The sequence below is a fragment of the Streptomyces sp. NPDC051109 genome (assembly GCF_044455885.1).
GTDB lineage: Bacteria > Actinomycetota > Actinomycetes > Streptomycetales > Streptomycetaceae > Streptomyces.
The window spans coordinates 332365-355096 of record NZ_JBITFF010000006.1 but is presented as its reverse complement, the minus strand read 5'-3'; the positions used below and the strand labels follow the sequence as shown (position 1 = coordinate 355096).

The window sequence follows — 22732 nt, the reverse complement described above, 5'->3', positions numbered from 1 at the left end:
GGCGGGGCCGTTCAGCTGGAGGGAGGCGGGGGCCCGGCCGCGCCGCCGCCCAGCGAAGCAGGCCGGAGCGCAGACAGCCCAGACAAGGCGACCCATGGCCCACTCCGTACCGCCCGCCCGCAGGACCGAGTTGCCGCCCGTGCACGGCACCGTCATCTGCGTCGCCGCGCCCTGCCTGGTCATCTCGCCGGAGCACGGCCAGTTGACCGGGCGGGGCATCGACGGGATCTACCGCTCCGGGCGCAGGCTGCTCTCCCGCTGCGTGCTGCGGGTCGGCGGTCGGGAGCCGGTCGCCGTCCAGGGGCGCAGCCTCGGCTCCGACCGGGCCTCCTTCACCGCGACCGTCCGTACCGGGGCCGACGCGGGGCCGGATCCCGACATCGGGGTGGAGCGGATCCGGCACGCCGACGGCACCGAGCGGATCACGGTGCGCAGTTTCACGGCCCGGCCGCTGCGCCTGCCCGTGGAGCTGCTGCTCGGCACCGACCTGGCCGAGCTGGCCGCGGTGGCCGCGGGCCGCGCCGGGCCCGAACTGCCGGCCGGGGTGCACGCCGCCGGGCTGCGCTGGAGCAGCGGGGAGGCCCAGGCCGTCACCACCGCCGAGCCGGCCCCCGACGACGCCCTCGCCTCGGCGGGGCTGCTGCGCTGGCAGCTCGAACTGGGGCCCGGCGAGTCCCGCACCATCGAGCTGCGGACCACGCAGGACCGCATTTCACGGGCCCCGGCCGGTCAGGTGGCCAACCCGCTGGCCGACGCCCGCGCCGAGGGGGACGACCCGAGGGTGGAAACCTGGTTTCGCCGCAGCATCGAGGACCTCGGCGCGCTGCTGATGCGGGATCGCGAGGAGCCGGCCGACGCCTTCGTCGCCGCCGGGGTGCCGTGGCGGCTCGGGCTGGCTCCGGCCGAGTCCCTCTGGGCCGCCAGGATGGCGCTCCCGCTCGGCACCGGGCTCGCGGCGGCCACCCTGCGCACGCTGGCCCGGACCCAGACCGGTGGCCGGCGCCCCGATGCCGGGAAGATCCCGGGGCCGCTGCGCGGGGCGGGTCCGCAGCTGCCGCCCGGGTGCACCGGTACCGAGGCGACCCTCGCCTTCCCGGCGGTGCTCGCCGAGGCCCGGCGCTGGGGGATGCCCGAGGGGGAGGTGGCACGGCTCCTCCCGGCGGCCGAGCGGTGCCTGGACTGGCTGCGCGGAGCCCTGGGGGAGGACGGCCTCCTGGCCGATCCCGATCCCGGGCCCCGGCGCTGCGAGACCCAGGCGCACGCCCACCGGGCCGCGCTGCTCGGGGCCGACCTGCTCGCCGGATGCGGGCGGCCCGGCGCCGAGGAGTGGCAGGAGTGGGCGGCCGCACTCCGCAAGCGGTTCCGGGACGGGTTCTGGATCGACGGCCCGGACGGCGGCCGGCCCGCCGCGGCCCTGCACCCCGACGGGCGGCCGCTGCCCCGGCTGACGGGGGCCGCCGCCCACCTCCTGGACACCGGCCTGCTGGGCGCCGGCCGGCTCGCCCCCGGCCTGCTGGACCGGGTCCGTACGGAGCAGCTCGCCCGCCTCCTCGGCGCCCCCGCCATGGATTCCGGCTGGGGGCTGCGGAGCATGGCCTCCCGGGAGCCGGGCCACAACCCCTTCGGCCACCGCTCGGGCGCGGTGCGGGCGTACGAGAGCGCCGTGGCGGTCGCCGGGCTGGCCCAGGCCGGCTTCGAGAAGGAGGCCGCCGGTCTGCTGCGGGGTCTGCTGGACGCCGCCGAGAGCTTCGGGTACCGCCTGCCGGAGATGTACGCCGCCGAGCAGCGCACCGCGGGCAGCGCGCCGCTCCCCCACCCGGCGGCCTGCCGCCCCGCCGCGGTGGCCGCGGCCGCCGGGGTGCACGCCCTGACCGCCCTCGCCGGGCTCCGCCCCGACGCCCCCGCGGGCACGGTCGCCGTCGTCCCGCTGGCCGGCGCTCCCCTCGGCGCCCTGCGCTTCTGCGACCTGCGGGTCTCGGGGGAACCTTTCGCCGTCCGGATCAGCCGGCTCGGCCTCGGCATGGTGGAGGAGGCGGCCGATGCGCTCCAACTGGGCGGGTAGCCTCCCGACCGCTGCTTCCGGGATGACCAAAGCTCTGTTTATCGTCAAGCAGACGACTATGATCGCGGCATGTCGCCCTACGACCCGTCGGCCTATCCGCCCTTCGCTGTCACCGTCGACCTGGTCGTGCTCACCGTGCGGCGTCACGCGCTCTGTGCGCTGGTCGTCCGGCGGGGTGAGCAGCCGTTCCAGGGACGCTGGGCCCTGCCCGGCGGTTTCGTCCGCGAAGACGAGGACCTGGCCGCAGCCGCGGCCCGCGAGCTCTCCGAGGAAACCGGCCTGTGCGCGCACGATCCGGCCGAGCCGGGCTCCGACAACGGGGCGCACCTCGAACAGCTCGCCACGTACGGGGATCCGAAGCGCGATCCGCGCATGCGCGTCGTCAGCGTCGCGCATCTGGTCCTGGCTCCGGACCTGCCCGCGCCCCGGGCGGGCGGTGATGCCAACAGCGCGCGCTGGGCCCCCGTCGACGAACTCCTGGCCGCCTCGGACCAAGCGGCCGCCGGGCTCGCCTTCGACCACGCCCGGATCCTCGCCGACGGCGTGGAGCGGGCCCGCTCCAAGATCGAGTACTCCTCGCTGGCGACGGCGTTCTGCCCGCCCGCGTTCACCGTCGGCGAGCTGCGCCGGGTCTACGAGGCCGTGTGGGGTGTGGCCCTCGACCCGCGCAACTTCCACCGCAAGGTCACCGGGACCCCGGGATTCCTGGTCCCGGCCGGCGGGACGACGACCCGCCAGGGAGGGCGGCCCGCCCAGCTGTTCCGGGCCGGCGGGGCGCCCCTGCTCAATCCGCCGATGCTGCGCCCCGAGGTCTGACGGATCGACACGGGCGCGAACGCGCTTCCACTACCCCGAAAATCGGACATATCGCGTTATCTTGTTTGCGGTACGCACCATGCCGCAGAGCGGTCTCACTCCCCGCGAGAGAAGCGATGCTCCAGGCCATCGGACTCACCAGCACACCCCGTCGAGACCTCCCGCCCCTGGTGGACGACCTCACGTTCGAGGCCCGCCCGGGCACCGTGACCGCCCTCCTCGGCGAACCGGGATCGGGCAAGACCACCGCACTGCGGCTCATGCTCGAACTCGAACCGGGCCGCGGCGTCACCTACTTCCGCGGCCGCCCGCTGCACCGGATCCCGTATCCCGGCCGTGAGGTCGGGGTGCTGCTCGGCGATGTGCCCGGCAACCCGTCGCGGACCGTCCTGAGCCAGCTGCGGATGCTGTGCGCCGCCGCCGGCGTGCCGGCCTCCCGGGCCGACACCATGCTGGAGGTCGTCGGCATCGCCGGCCTGCGCGACCAGCGGCTCGGCTCGCTCTCGCTCGGCATGGAGCGCCGCGTGGCGCTGGCCGCGGCCCTGCTCGCCGATCCGTGCACCCTGCTCCTCGACGAGCCCGCCGCCGGACTCTCGCCCCGCGAACGCGGCTGGCTCCACGGACTGCTGCGCGGACACGCCTCCCTCGGCGGCGCCGTGCTCTTCACCACCGACGACGCCAAGGAGGCCGCCCGCAGTGCGGACCGGGTCGTCAGCATCGCGGCGGGACGGCTCGTCGCCGACCAGGACGCGGCCGAGTTCGCCCGAACCCGGCTGAGGCCGCGGGTCGCCGTGCGCAGCCCGTACGCCTCCCGGCTGGCCGACGTGCTCGGCCGCGAGGCCCGGGCGGCCCAGCGCGCGGTGGAGATCGTCGAGGAGAGCGGCAGCCGCCTGTCGGTGTACGGCAGCAGCTGCGCGGAGGTGGGCGAGGCGGCGTTCCGGCACGGCGTGCTCGTCCACCAGCTCGCCGACGAGACCGGTGACGCCGGCGCGCCGTGCCCGCCCGTACCGCCGGTGCCGCAGGCGCGCACCGAGCCGGGCGGCGTGGCCCCGGGGCGCCCGGCCGCCGCCGGCGCCGCAGGCAGTGCGCGGCCGGCCTCCGCGGTGCGCCGGGTGGGCGGACCGCTGCGGCCCCTGCGCTACGAGCTGTGCCGGGCCTTCGGGACCGCCACGCCCCTCCTCACCGCCGCCGTCGTCGTCGCCGTCTCCGCCGTCACCGCCCTGGTGCTGGCCCGGGCCGGCGGCACCCCGCAGAACCGGCTGCTCGCCGCCTGGCCGGAGTTGCTGCCCCTGCCCCCCGCCGCCCTCGGCGCCGGACTGCTCGGCGCCCTGGCCTTCGGCGAGGAGTACCGCTACCCCGCGCTCGCCGCCGACCGCGGCACCGTGCCGCGCCGCCTGGGCCTGCTCGCCGCCAAGCTCGCGGTCTGTGCCGCCCTCGCCCTGGCCTTCGGCGCCCTCGCGGTCACCGCCGACGCCGCCGCCCTGAAGCTCGTCTTCGACCGCGGCCCGCTGCGCGCCCCCGGGGAGTGGCTCTCCCCGGCGGTGAGTTGGGCCGGGCTGCTCGTCGGCTGCGCCTGGGCCGGGGTCCTGGCCTCCGGTGTCTTCCGGTCGGCGGTCGCGGGCCTGGCCGCCGTGCTCGCCGTACCGGTCATCGTCGTCCCGCTCGTCCGCAAGGCGCTGGACGGGCCCTCCGCGTACGCGGCGAGCGGGCTCGCGGCCCGGCTGCGCGGCCTGGCCTGGGCGCAGTGGCCCCCGGAGGCGGACCGCCTGGTCCTGGGCGCCCTGCGGGTGCTGGCCCAACCCGTCGGAACGGCGCTGCTGTTGTCGCTGATGGTCCTGTTGTGCGCCTATGGGTTCACCGGACTGCGCAGCCGCGCCCGTTGGTAAACGACCGTTGGTGATCGCGGCGGTGCCGGAGAAAGTCTGAAGGGGATCGATCCCGTTCGCATCACGTGAACCAGACCACAACTCCCCGCAAAGAGCCCGGTTCTTTACGATAAGTCGTCAATTGAGTAGGTGGCACCGATCACCCTTTCGTGTGCTTTTCACCAAAGACCTCAAGGCTCATCCGGGCACGGCCGACAAAGGATTCGTGAGTACCCTTGCGCACACCATGATGACCGCCGCCCGCCATGCCGACTCCGGCCTCGCCGGCCCGGGCGACCTCGACCGCTACCCCTACGCGGAGGCCTCCGGGACCGACCGCGTCGCAGCGCCCCACTGGGACGGCGCCGACGTCGAGTTGAGCCGGGTCGGCCGCCGCGCGGCAGGCAGCCGCGGCCGCGGACTGCACGGCCAACTCGTCCAGCAGCTCGGCCAGATGATCGTCTCCGGCGACCTCGGCGCAGACCGCCCCCTGGTCCCCGAGGAGATCGGCCAGCGCTTCGAGGTCTCCCGCACCGTGGTCCGCGAATCGCTGCGCGTGCTGGAGGCCAAGGGCCTGGTCAGCGCCCGCCCCAACGTCGGTACCCGCGTCCGGCCGGTCGCCGACTGGAACCTGCTCGACCCCGACATCATCGAGTGGCGCGCCTTCGGCCCACAGCGCGACGACCAGCGCCGCGAGCTCAACGAGCTCCGCTGGACCATCGAGCCCCTCGCCGCCCGCCTCGCCGCCGGCCACGGGCGCCCGGACATCCAGCAGCGCCTCGCCGACATGGTCGAGATCATGGGCCACGCGCTCGGCCAGGGCGACGCGATCACCTTCGCGCGCGCCGACAACGAGTTCCACGCACTCCTCATCCAGGTCGCGGGCAACCGCATGCTGGAGCACCTCTCCGGCATCGTCTCCTCGGCCCTCCAGGTCTCCGGCAGCCCCGTCACCGCCTGCGACCGCCCGAGCGAGACGTGCGTCGCGCACCACGCGCGCATCGTCGAGGCCCTCGCGGCCGGCGACGCCTTGGGCGCCGAGAACGCCATGCGCCAGCTCCTGACGGTGCACCCGGAGGTCGAGCGCGTGGTCCCCGCCCCGCGCGAGCACTGACGCGCGGACGTACGGCGGCGCGGGCGCCGGGGCGGTCGGGCGGTCGGGGTGTGACTCGGGCCACGAAGATTGGGCGTAACACTCCGCGAGGTCGAGCGATGACCTAGAGAGGTGATGGCCGACGGAGGGAAGACAGCAGCCCTTGCGGGTGCTGTGCAGCTCCCCGGCCCCTGCCCGCGCCCCCGGCCCATCCCCCGTCGGTGGTCGTCGGCTCCGGTCCAGCACCACCCGGCCGGGGTCGGAAGCCGTTCCCATCGTTCCGAGAGGTTGTTCGTGTCGGCCAGCACATCCCGTACGCTCCCGCCGGAGATCGCCGATTCCGAGTCTGTGATGGCGCTCATCGAGCGGGGCAAGGCCGAGGGGCAGATCGCCGGCGATGACGTGCGTCGGGCCTTCGAGGCTGACCAGATTCCTGCGACCCAGTGGAAGAATGTTCTGCGCAGCCTCAACCAGATCCTCGAGGAAGAGGGTGTGACGCTGATGGTCAGTGCCGCGGAGTCGCCCAAGCGCACCACCCGCAAGAGTGTCGCAGCGAAGACCCCGGCCAAGCGGACGGCCACGAAGACCGTCGCGGCGAAGACGGCGGCCGCGCCTACCGTCGCCGCCGCGGCACCCGCGGCCGAGACGGCGGATCCGGAGCAGCCCGTGGACGCTCCCGCGGAGGAGGCCGGAACCGAGCCCGCCGCGAAGAAGACCGCGGCGAAGAAGACCGCCGCCAAGAAGGCCGCCCCTGCCAAGAAGACCGCCGCGAAGAAGACGGCCGCGAAGAAGACCGCCGCCAAGAAGGACGCCGACGAGGCGGGCGAAGAGGAGACCTCCGAGGAGGGCCCCGGCGCGGTCAAGGCGGAAGCGGAAGAGGAAGAGGACGGCGGCGAGAGCAAGGGCTTCGTCATCTCCGACGACGAGGACGACGCCCCGGCCCAGCAGGTCGCCGTGGCCGGCGCCACCGCCGACCCCGTCAAGGACTACCTCAAGCAGATCGGCAAGGTCCCCCTCCTCAACGCCGAGCAGGAGGTCGAGCTCGCCAAGCGCATCGAGGCGGGCCTGTTCGCCGAGGACAAGCTGGCCAACTCCGACAAGCTGGCGCCCAAGCTCAAGCGCGAGCTGGAGATCATCGCCGAGGACGGCCGCCGGGCCAAGAACCACCTGCTGGAGGCCAACCTCCGCCTGGTGGTGTCCCTCGCCAAGCGCTACACCGGCCGCGGCATGCTCTTCCTGGACCTGATCCAGGAGGGCAACCTGGGCCTGATCCGCGCGGTCGAGAAGTTCGACTACACCAAGGGCTACAAGTTCTCCACGTACGCGACCTGGTGGATCCGCCAGGCGATCACGCGTGCCATGGCCGACCAGGCCCGCACCATCCGCATCCCGGTGCACATGGTCGAGGTCATCAACAAGCTCGCCCGCGTGCAGCGCCAGATGCTCCAGGACCTGGGCCGCGAGCCCACCCCGGAGGAGCTGGCCAAGGAACTCGACATGACCCCCGAGAAGGTCATCGAGGTCCAGAAGTACGGCCGCGAGCCGATCTCCCTGCACACCCCGCTCGGCGAGGACGGCGACAGCGAGTTCGGCGACCTCATCGAGGACTCCGAGGCGGTCGTCCCGGCCGACGCCGTGAGCTTCACGCTCCTCCAGGAACAGCTGCACTCGGTGCTGGACACGCTGAGCGAGCGCGAGGCCGGCGTGGTCTCGATGCGCTTCGGCCTGACCGACGGCCAGCCGAAGACCCTCGACGAGATCGGCAAGGTCTACGGCGTCACGCGCGAGCGGATCCGCCAGATCGAGTCCAAGACCATGTCGAAGCTGCGCCATCCGTCGCGCTCCCAGGTCCTGCGCGACTACCTGGACTGATACCCGGACCGGCCGGGTCCGGGACCACCGGGCCGGGGTCCTGCGGCGGTGGCCGTGCGCGGGTGCGCACGGCCACTTGGCGTCCCACTCTGGGTGGAGTCATGCACACTCAGAGTCAGGAGGCCTCATGCGTCGTCCCTTTTTCCGTGCTCTGGCGGGCGCGCTGACCCTGGTGGCGGGGGCGGCCGCGGCGCCGCTGGCCCAGGCGCCGCACGCAGCCGCGGACAGTGTGGTGATCGGCGGGAAGCCGGTGAAGGCGGCCGACAGCCCCTGGGTGGTGGCCCTCGCCAGCCGTGACCGGTTCGGGGGTACGCGCGGCGGCCAGTTCTGCGGGGGTGTCATCGTGAGCCCGACCAAGGTGCTGACCGCGGCCCACTGCCTGGGCCGCCAGGTGCTGGGCGGCCCGATCGAGTCCGTCCCCGACTTCCGGGTGATCACAGGGCGCACGGAGCTGCGGGCGGCCGAGGGGCACGAGATCGCCATCCGCTCGGCCCGGGTGAACCCGGCGTACGACGCCCGCAGCAATGCCGGGGACCTGGCCGTGCTGGAGCTTGCCGAGGCCGTGCCCGCGCACTACGTGCTCCCCATGGCCGGGGCGGGGCATCCCGGCTACGCGGCGGGTGGCGCGGCGGCCGTCTACGGCTGGGGCGACACGAGCGGATTCGGTGACTACGCGTACGCCCTGCGCGCCGCGCGGGTGACGGTGCTGGCGGACGAGGTCTGCCGGCGCGCCTACCCGGGGGACGCCGACGGGCAGTACCGGCCGGAGTCCATGGTGTGCGCGGGACACCGCGACGGCGGCCGGGACGCCTGCCAGGGGGACAGCGGCGGGCCGCTGGTCGCCCAGGGCAAGCTCATCGGGCTGGTGTCCTGGGGGCGCGGCTGCGGGCGCCCGGACAGTCCGGGGGTGTACACGAAGATCGCGCCGCTCACCGGCTTCGTCACGGCCCCGGAGGGGGCCCCGCGGCGAAGCGACGGCCAGGGCGTCGCGTGGGGTGGCGAACGGGCCTCCGGACCGGCAGCACGGCCCGTACGGGGGCAAGCGGCCGAAGAGCCGCAGGGCGCGGGGGGAGCTCCCGGGGGAAAACGGCAGGCCGAGGGCCGCTAGCCGCGCGGCTGAGGATGTGAGGACGGGCGGCACCCCTGGGTCTCAGGGGTGCCGCCCGTCGACCGGCCTGGCCGGTCCTGGCTCGTCGGATGCGAGGTATAGGCCTGTGTCAGCGGTCCTCGGTGTCGGCATTGGCCGTCGGAGCGGACGTGAGCCGCTCGGTCTCATCCTGTATATCCGCGGCGATCTTCTTGAGTTCCGGCTCGAACTTACGCCCGTGGTGGGCGCAGAACAGCAGTTCACCGCCGCTCAGCAGGACGACGCGCAGATATGCCTGGGCGCCGCAACGGTCGCATCGGTCAGCGGCCGTCAGCGGGGTCGCGGGTGTCAGAACAGTAGTCACGTCGCCTCTTCTCTAGCTCGACGAGCTGTCGTACCAGGGTCAACATCCAACCAGGCCGAAAACGTTCCCGCTCGCGGCTTTTCCTCGAAACTTCCTTCCGAAGCTGGCCGGCTGCTGCCGGTTGGCGGCGAAGGAGCCGTATTGCGTTGCTTTACGGTTTCGCGTTGTCAGTCGTTCGCTTGTAGCAGTTCCGTCCTCCCCGGCTGAGCGCCGGGTTGTTCATGAGGACGTGCCCGAACCCTAAATGGTTCATGCCTGGAAGGGAACGTGATGTTTGCTTCACCCCACCGGGGGATCGAACATCCGTGCGGTCCTGCACTAGGCTGATGAAGGCGCGAGGGTGGCGTTGCATCGGCTCTACCAGGCCTCGGTACCCTTCGACGGGCAACCGAGCCACCCTGCGCCCGACGGGCCAGAAAAAGAAATTCAGCGAGGAGCGAACTGCGTGACCGCCGACACGTCCGTGCCTTCCAGCGCGCTGCTGTCCGGAGCAGACCGGGACGGCTCCAACTACACCGCGCGGCACCTGCTCGTCCTCGAAGGCCTAGAGGCCGTCCGCAAGCGCCCCGGCATGTATATCGGTTCCACCGACTCCCGAGGCCTCATGCACTGCCTCTGGGAGATCATCGACAACGCCGTCGACGAGGCCCTGGGGGGCTACTGCGACCACATCGAGGTGATCCTCCACGAGGACGCCTCGGTCGAGGTCCGCGACAACGGCCGCGGCATCCCCGTCGACGTCGAGCCCAAGACCGGGCTGTCCGGCGTCGAGGTCGTCATGACCAAGCTGCACGCCGGCGGCAAGTTCGGCGGCGGCTCGTACGCGGCCTCCGGCGGCCTGCACGGCGTCGGCGCCTCCGTGGTCAACGCCCTCTCCGCCCGGCTGGACGTGGAGGTGGACCGCAACAGCTCCACCCACGGGATCAGCTTCCGCCGCGGCGTCCCGGGGATGTTCACCGAACAGGGTCCCGACAGCCCGTTCGACCCGGCCAACGGCCTGCGCAAGGTCAAGCGCGTGGCCAAGGGCAAGACCGGCACCCGGGTCCGCTACTGGGCCGACCGGCAGATCTTCCTCAAGGACGCCCGGCTCTCCCTGGAGACGCTCTACCAGCGCGCCCGCCAGACCGCCTTCCTCGTCCCCGGCCTGACGATCGTCGTCCGCGACGAGCGCGCCATCGACGGGGCGGGCAAGACGGAGGAGACGTTCCGCTTCGACGGGGGCATCAGCGAGTTCTGCGAGTACCTCGCGCAGGACAAGGCCGTCTGCGACGTGCTGCGCCTGACCGGCCAGGGCACCTTCAAGGAGACCGTCCCCGTCCTCGACGAGCGGGGCCACATGACCCCCACCGAGGTGACCCGCGAGCTCGGCGTGGACATCGCCCTGCGCTGGGGCACCGGGTACGAGACCCAGGTCAAGTCCTTCGTCAACATCATCGCCACGCCCAAGGGCGGCACCCACATCACCGGCTTCGAGCGCTCCGTCGCCAAGACCGTGAACGAGGTGCTCCGCTCGGCGAAGCTGCTCCGCGTCGCCGAGGACGACGTGGTCAAGGACGACGCGATGGAGGGCCTGACGGCGGTCGTCACCGTCCGGCTGGCCGAGCCCCAGTTCGAGGGCCAGACCAAGGAGGTGCTCGGCACCTCGGCGGCGGCCCGGATCGTCGCGGCCGTGGTCGCCAAGGAGCTCAAGGCCTTCCTGACCAGCACGAAGCGCGACGACAAGCAGCAGGCCCGCGCCGTGATGGAGAAGATCGTCGCGGCCGCCCGCACCCGGATCGCCGCCCGCCAGCACAAGGAGGCGCAGCGCCGCAAGACCGCGCTGGAGACCTCCTCGCTGCCCGCGAAGCTGGCCGACTGCCGCAGCGACGACGTGGAGCGCAGCGAGCTCTTCATCGTCGAGGGCGACTCCGCGCTCGGCACCGCCAAGCTCGCGCGGAACTCGGAATTCCAGGCGCTCCTGCCGATCCGCGGCAAGATCCTGAACGTCCAGAAGTCGTCGGTCTCGGACATGCTCAAGAACGCAGAGTGCGGCGCGATCATCCAGGTCATAGGGGCCGGCTCGGGCCGGACCTTCGACATCGACGCCGCGCGGTACGGCAAGATCGTCCTGCTCGTCGACGCCGATGTCGACGGCGCGCACATCCGCTGCCTGCTGCTCACGCTCTTCCAGCGGTACATGCGGCCGATGGTCGAGGCGGGACGGGTGTTCGCCGCGGTGCCGCCGCTGCACCGGATCGAACTCGTCCAGCCCAAGAAGGGCCAGGACAAGTACGTCTACACGTATTCGGACAACGAGCTGCGCCAGACCCTGCTCGAATTCCAGCGCAAGAACATCCGGTACAAGGATTCGATCCAGCGCTACAAGGGCCTCGGCGAGATGGACGCGGACCAGCTGGCGGAGACGACGATGGACCCGCGGTTCCGCACGCTGCGCAGGATCAACATCGGAGACCTGGACTCCGCGGAGCAGGTCTTCGACCTGCTGATGGGGAACGAGGTGGCGCCGCGCAAGGAGTTCATCACGAGCTCCGCGGCGACCCTGGACCGCTCGCGCATCGACGCCTGACCGGCGGCCACACCGGCATCACGGCACACCGGTGCTCTTCGCTCCATCACCTGTTGGAGTGAAGAGCACCGGGACACCAGTCCGGAAAACGTCCATACCGCACATCCTTGTGGGCACGCGGCCAATGCGGCAGCGGACAAGGAGAGTTCGGTGGACAAGCACGAAGGTCCCGATGCCGGAACGATCCGGCTCGACGACCCCTGGTACGACGCGCTCGCCGTCGGCTGGGGGGAGGGCGAGGGCGGGGATGCGCCGCCCCCGCGTCCGGCCGCCGGAGGCCGGGCCGCGCCCGGGGCGTCCGACATCTACCTCGAAGTGCAGCGCAGCGCGGCCTTCCAGGAGGTCCGCAGCCGCTACCGCGGGTTCGTCGTCCCGGCGACCGCCGGATTCCTCCTCTGGTACGTCGCCTACGTGGTCGCGGCCACGATGGCGCCCGGCTTCATGGCCCGCCCCGTGGTCGGGACCGTCAACGTGGCCCTGCTGGCGGGTCTCGGCCAGTTCCTCAGCACCTTCCTGCTGACCTGGGCGTACGCCCGGCACGCGCGGCTGCGCCGGGACCGGGCCGCACTCGACCTGCGCTGGACGGTCTTCGAGCAGGAGCGCGACCAGGCGCGGAACCGGAACCAGAGCCGGGGGTCCGGCCGGTGACCACCGAACACCAGACGCTCGCCCTGATCCTGTTCAGCCTCTTCATCGCGGTCACCCTGGGCATCACCACCTGGGTCAGCCGCAACCGGCACGGCTCCGCCGAGGAGTTCTACGTCGGCGGGAGACTGTTCTCCCCGATGGAGAACGGTTTCGCCATCGCGGGCGACTACATGTCCGCGGCCTCCTTCCTCGGCATCTCCGGCCTGATCGCCCTCTTCGGCTACGACGGCCTGCTGTACTCGGTGGGCTTCCTCGTCGCCTGGCTCGTCGTGCTCTTCCTCGTCGCCGAACTGGTCCGCAACTGCGGGCGCTTCACCCTCGCGGACGTGGTCGCGGCCCGGATGAGCGAGCGGCCCGTACGGATCGCCGCCGGCGCCTCCTCCGTCACCGTCTCGGTGCTCTACCTCGTCGCACAGATGGTCGGCGCGGGCAGCCTGGTGGGCCTGCTGCTCGGCGATTCGGGCACCGCCGCCCGCACGCTGACCGTGATCGGGGTGGGCGCGCTGATGGTGGTCTACGTGTCCTTCGGCGGCATGCGGGCCACCACCTGGATCCAGATCGTGAAGGCCGTGCTGCTCATGGGCGGGGCCGTCGCCCTCACCGTGCTCGTACTGCTGCGCTTCCACGGGGACTTCGGCCAGCTGCTCACCAGCGCCGCCGAACGCAGCGGGCACGGGCGGCGGTTCCTGAGCCCGGGGCTGAAGTACGGCGCCGACTGGACCTCCCGCTTCGACTTCATGAGCCTCGGCCTCGCGCTCGTCCTCGGGACGGCCGGACTGCCGCACATCCTGTCGCGCTTCTACACGGTGCCGACTGCGCGGGCGGCGCGCCGGTCGGTGGTGTGGGCGATCGCGCTGATCGGCGGCTTCTACCTGATGACCATCGTGCTCGGGTTCGGGGCGGCCGCGCTGCTGGGCCCGGACCAGGTGCGGGCCTCCAATGCCTCGGGGAACACGGCGGTTCCGCTGCTCGCGGCCTTCCTGGGCGGCGGGGCGGAGTCGACCGGGGGAGCGGTGCTGTTCGCCTTCGTGGCGGCGATCGCCTTCGCCACGATCCTGGCCGTGGTCGCCGGGATCACGCTGGCCTCGTCGGCCTCGGTGGCCCACGACCTGTACGCCTCGCTCAAGCGGCGCCGTGCCCGCCAGCGCAGCGAGGTGGCCGTGGCCCGCGTCGCGGCCGTCGGGATCGGGGCGGTGGCGATCGCCCTGGGGCTGCTCGCGCAGGATCTGAACGTGGCGTTCCTGGTGGGGCTGGCCTTCGCGGTGGCGGCCTCGGCCAATCTGCCGGTGCTGCTGTACTCGCTGTTCTGGCGGGCGTTCACCACGCGCGGCGCGGTCTGGTCGGTGTACGGGGGCCTGGTTCCGGCGGTGGTGCTGGTCGTCCTCTCGCCGGTGGTCTCCGGCAGCCCGGACTCCCTGTTCCCGGGTGTGAGCTTCCAGTTCTTCCCCCTGCAGAACCCGGGCCTGGTGTCGATCCCGCTGGGCTTCCTGGCGGGCTGGATGGGCACGGTCACCTCGGCCGAGGATGCGGACACCGCGAAGTACGCGGAGACGGAGGTCCGTTCCCTGACCGGTGCCGGGGCCGTCTGAGTACGGCTCCCGTCCGCGTCCGCCGGGTCAGGCGCTCTCGGACGGGAGCCAGGAGTAGCGGTGTTCCGGGCGGCCCGTCTCGCCGTAGCGCAGGGCCAGGGTGACCCGGCCGGTGCGCTCCAGGAGCTTCAGGTAGCGCTGGGCGGTCTGGCGGCTGATGCCGGCGCGGTCGGCGATCTGCTGGGTGGAGAGCGGGCCTTCGGCGGAGCGCAGGACCTGGCGGACCAGCTCGGCGGTGGTGGCGGAGTGGCCCTTGGGCAGCTCGTTCGGGGAGCCGGCCGCGGCGAGGGCGCCGAAGATCCGGTCCACCTCGGCCTGTTCGGCCTCGCCGCCCGTCTCCAGGGTGCGGCGCAGGGCGCGGTACGCCTCCAGCCGGGTGCGCAGGCCCGCGAAGGTGAAGGGCTTTACCAGGTACTGGAGGGCGCCGAGGCGCATGGCGGACTGGACGGTGGCCAGGTCGCGGGCTGCCGTGACCATGATCACGTCGGTGCGGTGGCCGAGCTGGCGCAGCCGGCGCACCAGGTCCAGGCCGTTCTCGTCCGGCAGGTAGTGGTCGAGCAGGATCAGATCCACGGGGTGGGCGTCGAGGCAGGTGAGGGCCTCGGCGGCCGAATGCGCCTGGGCGACGACGCGGAAGCCGGGAACCTTCGCCACGTAGGCCGCGTTGATCCGGGCAACACGCACGTCGTCGTCGACGACCAGTACGTGGATGTCGTGGATGTCGTTGATCGGGGTCTGGTTCATCGCAGGGCCTCCGGGAGCACGACGGAGAACTCCGCCCCTCCGTCCGCTGCCTCGCCGGCCCGTGCCGTGCCGCCCTGGCGCTCCGCGAGGCGGCGTACCAGCGCGAGACCGAGCCCGCGCTCGCGGTGGGCCCTGGGCTGCTTGGTCGACCAGCCCTCGGTGAAGATCTCCTCGCGGCGGGCGGCCGGGACGCCGGGGCCGCTGTCGCGTACCCGGAGGACCGCCGTACGGCCCTCGGTGCGCAGCTCGACCTCGACCAGGGGCGCGGCGGAGCCCGCCGCGGCGTCCAGGGCGTTGTCCACGAGGTTGCCCGTGATGGTGACCAGCCCGCCGGGGTCGACGAGGCCGTCGGGAAGGAAGGTGGCGTCGGAGAGCCGCAGCGGGACGCCGCGTTCGGCCGCGACGGTCGCCTTGCCCACCAGGAGGGCGGCCAGCAGCGGGTCGTGGACCTTCTCGGTGACTTGTTCGGCGGTGGTGCGGTGCACTCCCACCACCTCGGTGACGAACGCGACCGCCTCCTCGTGCAGGCCGAGCTCCAGCAGGCCGAGGAGGGTGTGGAGGCGGTTGGCGTGTTCGTGGTCCTGCGCACGCAGGGCGTCGATCAGGCCCTTGGTGGAGTCCAGCTCGCGGCCGAGGTGTTCCAGCTCGGTGCGGTCGCGCAGGGTGGCGACGGCGCCGCCGTCCTCGGTGGGCATCCGGTTGGCGACCAGCACCCGGGGGCCCTGGACGGTGAGCAGGTCGCGGCCGGTGACGCGGCCGGCCAGGACGTCGGTGGTGCGGCCGGCGCCCAGGACGTCGTCCAGCGGGCGCCCGGCGACGGTGGCGGCCGTGTCGGGGGCGAGGCCCAGCAGCCGGGCGGCCTCGTCGTTGACCAGCCTGACCCGGCCCTCGCGGTCGAGGGCGATCACGCCCTCGCGGATGGAGTGCAGCATCGCCTCGCGCTCGGCGAGCAGCCCGGCGATATCGGAGAAGGCCAGGTCGCGGGTCTGCCGCTGGATCCGGCGGGACAGCAGGTAGGCGGCGAGCGCGCCCGCAGCGAGGGCTCCGCCCGCGTAGGCGAGCAGGCCCGGGATGGCGCCGAGCAGCCGGTCGTGGACGCTGTCGTAGGCGATGCCGACGGAGACGGCTCCGACGATCTCCCCGTCGGCCGCGATGAGCGGGACCTTGCCGCGGGCGGAGCGGCCGAGGGTGCCCTCGTCGATTTCCATGACCTCGCGGCCCGCGAGGGCGTCGCTCGGGTCGGTGGAGACGGGCAGTCCGATCCGATCGGTACCGGGGTGCGAGCGGCGGATGCCGTCCAGGTCCATGACGACGACGTACTCGGCGCCCGTGGCCCGGCGGATCCGCTCGGCGGAGGCCTGCACCGGGCTGTCGGCCGTCGGCCCGGAGTCGAGGAGGGCGGCGGCCAGTGAGGGGTCCGCCGCCGCGCTCTGGGCGATGGCCAGGGCGCGCCGCATGGCCTGGTCGTCGAGCTGTGCGCCGAGCGGGGCCAGGAAGAGCCCGGTGGCCAGCAGGACGACCCCGGCGGCGATGGCCAGCTGGGTCAGCAGGATCTGCGAGACGGCCCGTCTGGGCAGCCCGAGGCGCCGAGCGCTCATGTGGAGGAACCGCATGACCAGCAACGGTAGGCCGCCTTCGGCCGAAGCGGAATTTCTCGTGTCACGCACATGGCTCGCGTTGCTGCGGACCTCCATCGAGGAGGCCCTCGCCGAGCACGCCCGGTCGCCGCCCCGGCCCTCGGCACCCGAATCTGTGGCGCGACCCCTGCTGCCGCAACCCGAGGTCCGGGGCGCGTACGCCGCGGACCGCCAGGACGGCGACCCGGACTCGATGCTCACCGTGTACCGGACCGCCCTCAAGCTGCGCCGCCGGCGGCGGCGGCCTCGGCGGCGGATCGCTCGCCTGGCTGCCCGCGCCACCCGGGGTGCCGGCCTTGGCCCGCTCCGACGGGCTGGTCCGCGTGGTCAACCCGTCCGGCGGCCGGATCCCGCTGCCGGCGCGTTCGAGCCTCCTGCTGAGCAGTTCCGCCCTGGGCGCGGCGGGGCTGCTGCCGCAGGACACGGCGGTCCGGCTGCGGACCCGACCCCCGCGGCCGGACCGCCGGCGCGGGCCGGCGCGCGTCACGGCATCGGCTGTGGCGGGCGGGGCCCCTGGTACTGGCCGCTCGGGCGCATCCGGAGCGGCCGCTCCTGGTACTCCTCCAGCGCGTGCGCCATCCAGCCCGCCGTCCGGGACACCGCGAACACCGTCTCCCCGGCCTCCGCGGACATCCCGCAGGACACCGTCAGCACCGCCAGCGCCAGGTCCACGTTGGCGTGCAGCCCGCCCCGCCGGGCCGCCGCCGTCGCGACGACCTCCCGGGCGGCGGCCAGCGCGGGTCCCGCCTGGGGCACGCCCTCCAGCCGGGCGAACAGCGCCGTGGCGCGCGGGTCCTCGCCCTCGTACAGCCGGTGCCCGAGACCCGGAACCCGCCGTCCCGCCCGCAGGTGGTCCGCGACCACCGGAGCGGCGCCGCCCCGCTCCAGCGCCTCCACCAGCATCCGGTGCGCGAGCCGGCCGGCCGCACCGTGCAGCGGCCCTTCGAGCGCGCCGAGACCCGCCGAGACCGCCGCGTACGGATGGGCCCGCGCCGACGCCGCCACCCGTACGGCCAGGGTCGAGGCGGCCAGGTCGTGGTCGATGAGCAGGGTGAGGGCCAGGTCCAGCGCGGCCAGCGCGTCCGGATCCGGCTCACGCGCCGTCAGCCTGGTCCACAGCTGCCGGGCCAGCCGGCCGTCACCGCGCCAGCCGCGCGGGCCCGCCTCGGGCAGCGCGCCGACCAGCGTCGGGATCAGGCAGCGCGCGGAGCCCAGTACGGCCTCCGCGGACAGGTCGAAGCGCAGCGGGTCCGCCACCGCGGCGGCCGCCGTCGCCACGCGCAGCCGGTCGAGCGGACCGCTGTGCTCGGGCAGCGCGGCCACCGCGCGCCGGGCGGCGGCCAGCGCCTCCGGGGGAGCGGTGAAGCGTGCGCCGCGCGGGAGCGTCCCGGTCCAGAGCCACTCGGCGACCTCCTCGTACCGGTACCGCGAGGCCAGCTCGACGGCGTCCACGCCCCGGAAGTAGTACCGGTCGGGCTCGATGAGCGTGAGCGAGGTGCGTACGGAGAGCTCCGCGCCCGGGGGCGCGGCCGCCTCGCGCCGGCTGCGCAGGGCCAGTGCCTCCACCTCGCGCGCGTCGAAGCTGCTGCCGCGGCCGACGGGGTCGCGGCGGCTGGTGAGCTGGCCGCGGCTGACGTACGCGTACACGGTCGCGGGCTTCACCCCCAGCAGTTCCGCCGCCTGCCGGGTGCTGAGCCGGCGCTCGCCGTCCGCCTGGTCGTTCATGACACCCACCCTACATATATTGATTCAATCAATATTGACAAGGATTCAATCCATGATGGATGGTCGATTCATGAACACCACCGTCGATGTACCCCGCGGTCTCGCGGGAGTCGTGGTCACCGAGACCGAGCTCGGTGACGTCCGAGGCCGCGAGGGCTTCTACCACTACCGCCAGTACTCGGCCGTCGAACTCGCCGGGAGCCGCAGTTTCGAGGACGTGTGGCACCTGATGTTCCGCGGGGCCCTCCCGGCCGACGCCGCCGAGCGCGCCGCCTTCGCCGCCGAGATCGCCCCGCTGCGGCGGCTGCCCGACGCGGTGCGCGACGCGCTGCCCGCCCTCGCCCGGGCCACCGCGCTGTCCGGCCCGCTCGCCGGGCTGCGGACCGCGCTCTCGCTGCTCGGCGCCTCCGCCGGGTTCCGCCCCGTGTACGACATCGACCCCGGGCGGCGGGCCGCCGACGCGCTGGCCGCCTGCGCCGCCGTACCGACCCTGCTCACCGCACTGCACCGGCTGGGGCAGGGCCTGGAGCCGGTCGAGCCGCGCGCGGACCTCCCGTACGCCGCCAACTACCTGTACATGCTCACCGGCCGGGAACCCGACCCGGTCAAGGCGCGCGCCGTCGAGCAGTACTTGATCTCCACGATCGACCACGGTTTCAACGCCTCGACCTTCACCGCCCGCGTGATCGCCTCCACCGGCGCGGACGTCGCCGCCGCCCTCACCGGCGCGATCGGCGCGCTCTCCGGCCCGCTCCACGGCGGCGCGCCCAGCCGGGCCCTGGACACCCTCGACGCCATCGGCACGGCGGACCGCATCGAACCGTGGATCCGCGAGCGGGTGCTCGCCGGGGACCGGATCATGGGCTTCGGGCACCCCGTGTACCGGACCGAGGACCCGCGTTCGCGGATGCTGCGGGACATCGCGCTCCGCTTCGGCGGCCCGCTCGTGGACTTCGCCGTCGAGGTGGAGCGGCACGTCGAGCAGATCCTCGCCGAGCTCAAGCCGGGACGGGAGCTGCACACCAACGTGGAGTTCTACGCCGGAGTCGTCATGGAGCTGTGCGGGCTGCCGCGCGAGATGTTCACCCCGACCTTCTGCGCGGCCCGCGTGGTCGGCTGGAGCGCGAACATCCTCGAACAGGCCGCCGATTCGAAGATCATCCGTCCGGCCGCCCGGTACGTGGGCCCGAACCCGCCGGCGCCGGTTCCGGCGCTCGGCTGACTACGATCGGCCGTGTGAACAGCAGTCAGCCCGCCCAGCAGTCCGCTCGGCCGCCCGTCCGGCAGCCTGCACAGCCGCCCGTCCAGCCGATCCCCGTCGTCGTGCTGTCCGGATTCCTCGGATCCGGCAAGACCACGCTGCTCAACCACCTCCTCGGGAACCGGGGAGGCACCCGGATCGGCGTCGTCGTCAACGACTTCGGCTCGATCGAGATCGACGCGATGGCCGTGGCCGGCCAGGTCGGCGACTCCATGGTCTCGCTCGGCGGCGGCTGCCTGTGCTGCGCGGTCGACGGCAGCGAGTTGGACGCATACCTGGAGAAGCTCTCCGCGCCCGTCCACCGGATCGACGTGATCGTCATCGAGGCGAGCGGGCTGGCCGAGCCCCAGGAGATGATCCGGATGCTGGTGGCCAGCGAGAATCCGGCGGTCCGGTACGGCGGGCTGGTCCAGGTCGTGGACGCGGCGGAGTTCGACGAGACCAGGGCCAAGCACCCGGAGACCGACCGCCACCTGGCCGTCGCGGACCTGGTGGTGCTGAACAAGACCGACCGGGTGGAGCCGGCCGACCTCACCCGGATCGGGGCCGAGCTGGGCACGCTCTGCCCGGGCACACCGGTGGTGGCCGCCGACCACGGCCGGATCGACCCGGAGCTGCTCTTCGACCGGCGTCCGTGGACCGAGACCCGGGGCCAGCTGTCCTTCGAAGACCTGATCTCGGAGGCGAGGGACGCCGCCGAGGCGGAACCCGGGGCCCGCGCCGCCGGCCACGGGGACCACACCGGGCACGCCCACACGGTCTACGAGAGCACGGAGTTCGTGTCCGAGCAGGCCCTGAACCCGCGGCGGTTCATCGACTTCCTCGACCGCCGCCCGGCCGGGCTGTACCGGATCAAGGGCTACGTCCACTTCGGCGTCCCCGGCCACGAGGAGCGCTACGAGGTCCACGCCGTCGGCCGCTTCCTCCGCTTCGTGCCGGGCCCTTGGGGCCGGGGGGAGCCGCGCCGGAGCCAACTGGTCCTGATCGGCGCCGGTACCGACGGCTCCGCCCTGCTCCGCGAGCTGGAGTCCTGCCGCGAACCGGCCCCGCAGCACGCGCCGCCGGAGAGCATATGGGGCGTCCTGCGCTACGTCGACCGCCCGGCGCAGCCAGACGCGGAGCCCGAACCGGACGCGGAGCCGGAGCCCGAGCCCTGCGAGCCCGACCCGTACGGCGATCCCGACTCCGCCCGAGACCCCGACGACCGGTAGGCCGCGGCCGCCGTCAGGCGACCTCGACGCCGTACTCGCCCAGCAGGTCCTCCAGACCGCCGCGGTAGCCCTTGCCGCCGATCACGAAGTCCCAGTCGCCGTTGGAGCGGCGCCGGAAGGAGCCGAGGACCAGCGCGGTCTCCCCGGCGCGCCCGTCGGAGACGTCCAGCCGGCCGAGTTCCTCCCCACCCGCGGACAGCAGGCGGATGTGGGCGTCGGTGAAGCCGGCGAGATCGGCGTGCGGATCGACCTCCGGGTCGATCGCGGCGACCAGGACCAGCCGGTCGGCGGGGCCGGGCAGGGCGTCGAAGGATACCTCCAGCGCCGCCCTGTCGGGTGCCGCGTGCGCGCGGGCCCGGACCGAACCGTCCGGGGTCCGGGGATTGTTGAAGAACACGAAGTGCTCCTCGCTCAGCACCCGGTTGCCCGTGCAGACGAGGGCGCACACGTCGAGCGCGACGGACCCCGACCAGGACATGCCGAGCACGTTGTGGTCGACCGAAGGGGCGGCGGGCTCCGGTTCGGGCGCGGGCCGCGCCGGACCGCCGCCGAGCCGCCCGCGCAGTCCGTACTGGTGCAGCAGCTCGACGAGATCCGCCCCGGGAACCAACTCCAGCGGCTTGCCGTTGGCAAAGGCGTACGACCCGGGCCCGAAGGACGCGGTGGTGACGAGCACCCCCTTGTTCGCCCCCTTGTCCTGGACCGTGCCGTACAGATCACGCACGGCCGTCGGCGGCACCGTGTTCCGGTAGCGCTTGACCTGTACGACGATCCGCCCGCCCCGGATCGGCGCCGGGTCCAGCGCTTCCACGTCCACCCCGCCGTCGCCCGACCGCTGCGTGGTCACCGCCTCCATGCCCATCGCCCGGAACAACTCGGCGACCAGGTTCTCGAAGGCGATCGGATCCATCACGAAGAGGTCCGGCTCGTCCTCGTCCGCGTCGGCCGCCTGCCCGCCGTGGCTGACGACCCCTCCGCCGACCTCGTCCGGCCGGCGCCCGGGGCGCACCGCCGTCAGCTGGTCGGGCCGCGCCGACAACTGCCCGCCCAAGCCCGAGACCAGACAGTCCACGGCACTGACCTGCTCCAGGCGCAGCCCCGCGAACACGTCCCGCGCCGCCGGCACCGTGGACAGGACGCACCGCGCCTCCTGCCCCGTCGCCGGATCGTGGCCCTCCACGAACCCGTTGACCACCACCGAGTCCAGTACGCCGAACTCGTCCGCCGCGTACAGCTCGCGCACCACCAGCAGCATGCACTGCGCCAGCAGGTCCCGGTACAGCGCCCGGCGCTCCGTCACCGGGCGGGGCTTCACCCTGTCCTGGTCCGTACTGGGCAGGTACTGCACCGCCCTGGCCTCCGGCACCACCGCGTACCCGGGGAGCTCCCAGTCCAGCACCAGCTGGCGCGCCGCCGGGTCGTAGGCGGCCGCCACCTGCCGCGGCAGCGCCTCGGGCCATGCCGCCGAGGCGTACAGGGCCGCCGAGAAGTACTCCACCGCAGCTTCCGCGTCGCCCGTGCGCAGGGCGGCGGCCAGCTCGGTGAGCCCGCTGTTGTGCGCCCTCACCCCGGCGAGCTGCTCGGCGGCCCACCGGTCGTACTGCTGCCGGTACGCGGCCAGCTGCTGCTGCCGCTGCGCCTCGGCGGCGCTCGCGGCCCGCCAGGCCTCGGTGTACCGGGCGTGGGCTTCCCGCTCCGCCTGCGCCCGGTGGCCGGAGCCGAGCGTCCAGCCGCTGCTCTGCTGCTGGAACTGGTCGATGCGCGGCATCGGCACCGGATGCGCCAGGGCCCCGGCGTCGAAGGGTTCCAGCTGCTCGGGCCGGGCCAGGGCGGCCATCCGGAACGCCGGCGCCCGGCAGCCCGCCACCAGCAGGCCCTTGAGGGCGTCGACTTCGGCGTCGATCTGCGCGGTCCGCCGCAGGGCCTCGGCCTCGCGGTACTGCCGGTGGCTGCGGTTCGCGTCGCGTTCGTGGGTCCGCTGCCGGTCCCGTTCGTACGCCAGCAGCCGGCGCTCGGCCTCCCGCTGCTGGATCACCTGCGTCTGCTGCTGCCGGCGCTGGGCCTCGGCCCAGTCCCCGATCAATCCGCCCGACCGACGACTCATCAGCTGTGTACTCCCCCCACCAACACCCAGAGGGAAAACACTAGTCGGCATTCGGGTGGTACGTCCCCCCGGTCGCACCACCCGAATG

General features: G+C 73.3%; 16 protein-coding genes. 11 read left to right on the top strand and 5 right to left on the bottom strand.

Annotated features, from left to right (window positions below; all coding sequences use genetic code 11):
- Positions 1–94 precede the first annotated feature (94 nt).
- The 6 genes from ACIBAD_RS14680 to ACIBAD_RS14655 all read left to right on the top strand — a co-directional run bounded on the left by ACIBAD_RS14680 (position 95) and on the right by ACIBAD_RS14655 (position 8816).
- Positions 95–2062 carry a glycogen debranching N-terminal domain-containing protein gene (locus ACIBAD_RS14680; RefSeq protein WP_134070593.1) on the top strand — a complete coding sequence of 656 codons (1968 nt, stop codon included), beginning with the start codon at positions 95–97 and terminating at the stop codon, positions 2060–2062.
- A gap of 69 nt (positions 2063–2131) precedes the next feature.
- The gene (locus tag ACIBAD_RS14675; RefSeq protein WP_398906806.1) at positions 2132–2878 is read left to right on the top strand and encodes an NUDIX hydrolase; all 747 of its coding nucleotides are present in this window, start codon (positions 2132–2134) and stop codon (positions 2876–2878) included.
- A gap of 116 nt (positions 2879–2994) precedes the next feature.
- Positions 2995–4764 carry an ATP-binding cassette domain-containing protein gene (locus tag ACIBAD_RS14670; protein WP_134070589.1) on the top strand — a complete coding sequence of 590 codons (1770 nt, stop codon included), beginning with the start codon at positions 2995–2997 and terminating at the stop codon, positions 4762–4764.
- A 151-nt stretch (positions 4765–4915) separates the two neighbouring features.
- Positions 4916–5857: a FadR/GntR family transcriptional regulator gene (locus ACIBAD_RS14665; RefSeq protein WP_398906804.1), complete on the top strand. Its 942-nt coding sequence runs from the start codon at positions 4916–4918 to the stop codon at positions 5855–5857.
- Positions 5858–6124: 267 nt separating this feature from the next.
- On the top strand, positions 6125–7708 hold the full coding sequence (locus ACIBAD_RS14660) for an RNA polymerase sigma factor (protein WP_134070585.1): 1584 nt from the start codon (positions 6125–6127) through the stop codon (positions 7706–7708).
- 127 nt (positions 7709–7835) lie between these two features.
- The gene (locus tag ACIBAD_RS14655) at positions 7836–8816 is read left to right on the top strand and encodes a serine protease (protein WP_398906801.1); all 981 of its coding nucleotides are present in this window, start codon (positions 7836–7838) and stop codon (positions 8814–8816) included.
- 109 nt (positions 8817–8925) lie between these two features.
- Here the strand turns inward: ACIBAD_RS14655 and ACIBAD_RS14650 are convergent, their stop codons facing one another.
- The gene (locus ACIBAD_RS14650; RefSeq protein ID WP_030154305.1) at positions 8926–9159 is read right to left on the bottom strand and encodes a hypothetical protein; all 234 of its coding nucleotides are present in this window, start codon (positions 9157–9159) and stop codon (positions 8926–8928) included.
- A 445-nt stretch (positions 9160–9604) separates the two neighbouring features.
- On the opposite strand from ACIBAD_RS14650, the gene ACIBAD_RS14645 reads away from it, so the two are divergent.
- The 3 genes from ACIBAD_RS14645 (at position 9605) to ACIBAD_RS14635 (ending at position 13962) form a co-directional block, all read left to right on the top strand.
- Positions 9605–11725 (top strand): type IIA DNA topoisomerase subunit B, encoded by a 2121-nt coding sequence (locus tag ACIBAD_RS14645; RefSeq protein WP_398906799.1) that lies wholly within the window; start codon positions 9605–9607, stop codon positions 11723–11725.
- Between the two features lie 150 nt (positions 11726–11875).
- Positions 11876–12373 carry a DUF485 domain-containing protein gene (locus ACIBAD_RS14640; RefSeq protein WP_398906797.1) on the top strand — a complete coding sequence of 166 codons (498 nt, stop codon included), beginning with the start codon at positions 11876–11878 and terminating at the stop codon, positions 12371–12373.
- Positions 12370–13962, top strand: coding sequence for a cation acetate symporter (locus ACIBAD_RS14635; protein WP_398906795.1), 1593 nt, complete (start codon positions 12370–12372; stop codon positions 13960–13962). The genes ACIBAD_RS14640 and ACIBAD_RS14635 overlap by 4 nt, the downstream gene beginning before the upstream one ends.
- A 27-nt stretch (positions 13963–13989) precedes the next feature.
- Here the strand turns inward: ACIBAD_RS14635 and ACIBAD_RS14630 are convergent, their stop codons facing one another.
- The 3 genes from ACIBAD_RS14630 to ACIBAD_RS14620 all read right to left on the bottom strand — a co-directional run bounded on the left by ACIBAD_RS14630 (position 13990) and on the right by ACIBAD_RS14620 (position 18068).
- Positions 13990–14706: a response regulator gene (locus ACIBAD_RS14630; protein WP_134070581.1), complete on the bottom strand. Its 717-nt coding sequence runs from the start codon at positions 14704–14706 to the stop codon at positions 13990–13992.
- Positions 14703–16319 (bottom strand): ATP-binding protein, encoded by a 1617-nt coding sequence (locus ACIBAD_RS14625; RefSeq protein WP_398906793.1) that lies wholly within the window; start codon positions 16317–16319, stop codon positions 14703–14705. Before ACIBAD_RS14625 ends, ACIBAD_RS14630 begins: the two co-directional genes overlap by 4 nt.
- Positions 16320–16826: 507 nt before the next feature.
- Positions 16827–18068 (bottom strand): citrate synthase, encoded by a 1242-nt coding sequence (locus tag ACIBAD_RS14620; RefSeq protein ID WP_134070579.1) that lies wholly within the window; start codon positions 18066–18068, stop codon positions 16827–16829.
- Between the two features lie 55 nt (positions 18069–18123).
- On the opposite strand from ACIBAD_RS14620, the gene ACIBAD_RS14615 reads away from it, so the two are divergent.
- Both ACIBAD_RS14615 and ACIBAD_RS14610 read left to right on the top strand, forming a co-directional pair.
- On the top strand, positions 18124–19290 hold the full coding sequence (locus ACIBAD_RS14615; protein WP_134074354.1) for a citrate synthase/methylcitrate synthase: 1167 nt from the start codon (positions 18124–18126) through the stop codon (positions 19288–19290).
- 89 nt (positions 19291–19379) lie between these two features.
- Positions 19380–20540: a CobW family GTP-binding protein gene (locus ACIBAD_RS14610; protein WP_398906902.1), complete on the top strand. Its 1161-nt coding sequence runs from the start codon at positions 19380–19382 to the stop codon at positions 20538–20540.
- A gap of 13 nt (positions 20541–20553) precedes the next feature.
- Here ACIBAD_RS14610 and ACIBAD_RS14605 read toward each other — a convergent pair whose 3' ends face one another.
- Complete coding sequence (locus ACIBAD_RS14605; protein WP_398906791.1) at positions 20554–22644, bottom strand: restriction endonuclease; 2091 nt, start codon at positions 22642–22644, stop codon at positions 20554–20556.
- Positions 22645–22732: the final 88 nt, after the last annotated feature.

What these genes read in the sequence shown, in the direction of transcription:
- ACIBAD_RS14680 (WP_134070593.1), top strand. Translation starts at nt 95, where the DNA reads ATGGCCCACTCCGTACCGCCCGCCCGCAGGACCGAGTTGCCGCCCGTG.
- ACIBAD_RS14675 (WP_398906806.1), top strand. Translation starts at nt 2,132, where the DNA reads ATGTCGCCCTACGACCCGTCGGCCTATCCGCCCTTCGCTGTCACCGTC.
- ACIBAD_RS14670 (WP_134070589.1), top strand. Translation starts at nt 2,995, where the DNA reads ATGCTCCAGGCCATCGGACTCACCAGCACACCCCGTCGAGACCTCCCG.
- ACIBAD_RS14655 (WP_398906801.1), top strand. Translation starts at nt 7,836, where the DNA reads ATGCGTCGTCCCTTTTTCCGTGCTCTGGCGGGCGCGCTGACCCTGGTG.
- ACIBAD_RS14630 (WP_134070581.1), bottom strand. Translation starts at nt 14,706, where the DNA reads ATGAACCAGACCCCGATCAACGACATCCACGACATCCACGTACTGGTC.
- ACIBAD_RS14625 (WP_398906793.1), bottom strand. Translation starts at nt 16,319, where the DNA reads ATGCGGTTCCTCCACATGAGCGCTCGGCGCCTCGGGCTGCCCAGACGG.
- ACIBAD_RS14620 (WP_134070579.1), bottom strand. Translation starts at nt 18,068, where the DNA reads ATGAACGACCAGGCGGACGGCGAGCGCCGGCTCAGCACCCGGCAGGCG.
- ACIBAD_RS14615 (WP_134074354.1), top strand. Translation starts at nt 18,124, where the DNA reads ATGGATGGTCGATTCATGAACACCACCGTCGATGTACCCCGCGGTCTC.
- ACIBAD_RS14605 (WP_398906791.1), bottom strand. Translation starts at nt 22,644, where the DNA reads ATGAGTCGTCGGTCGGGCGGATTGATCGGGGACTGGGCCGAGGCCCAG.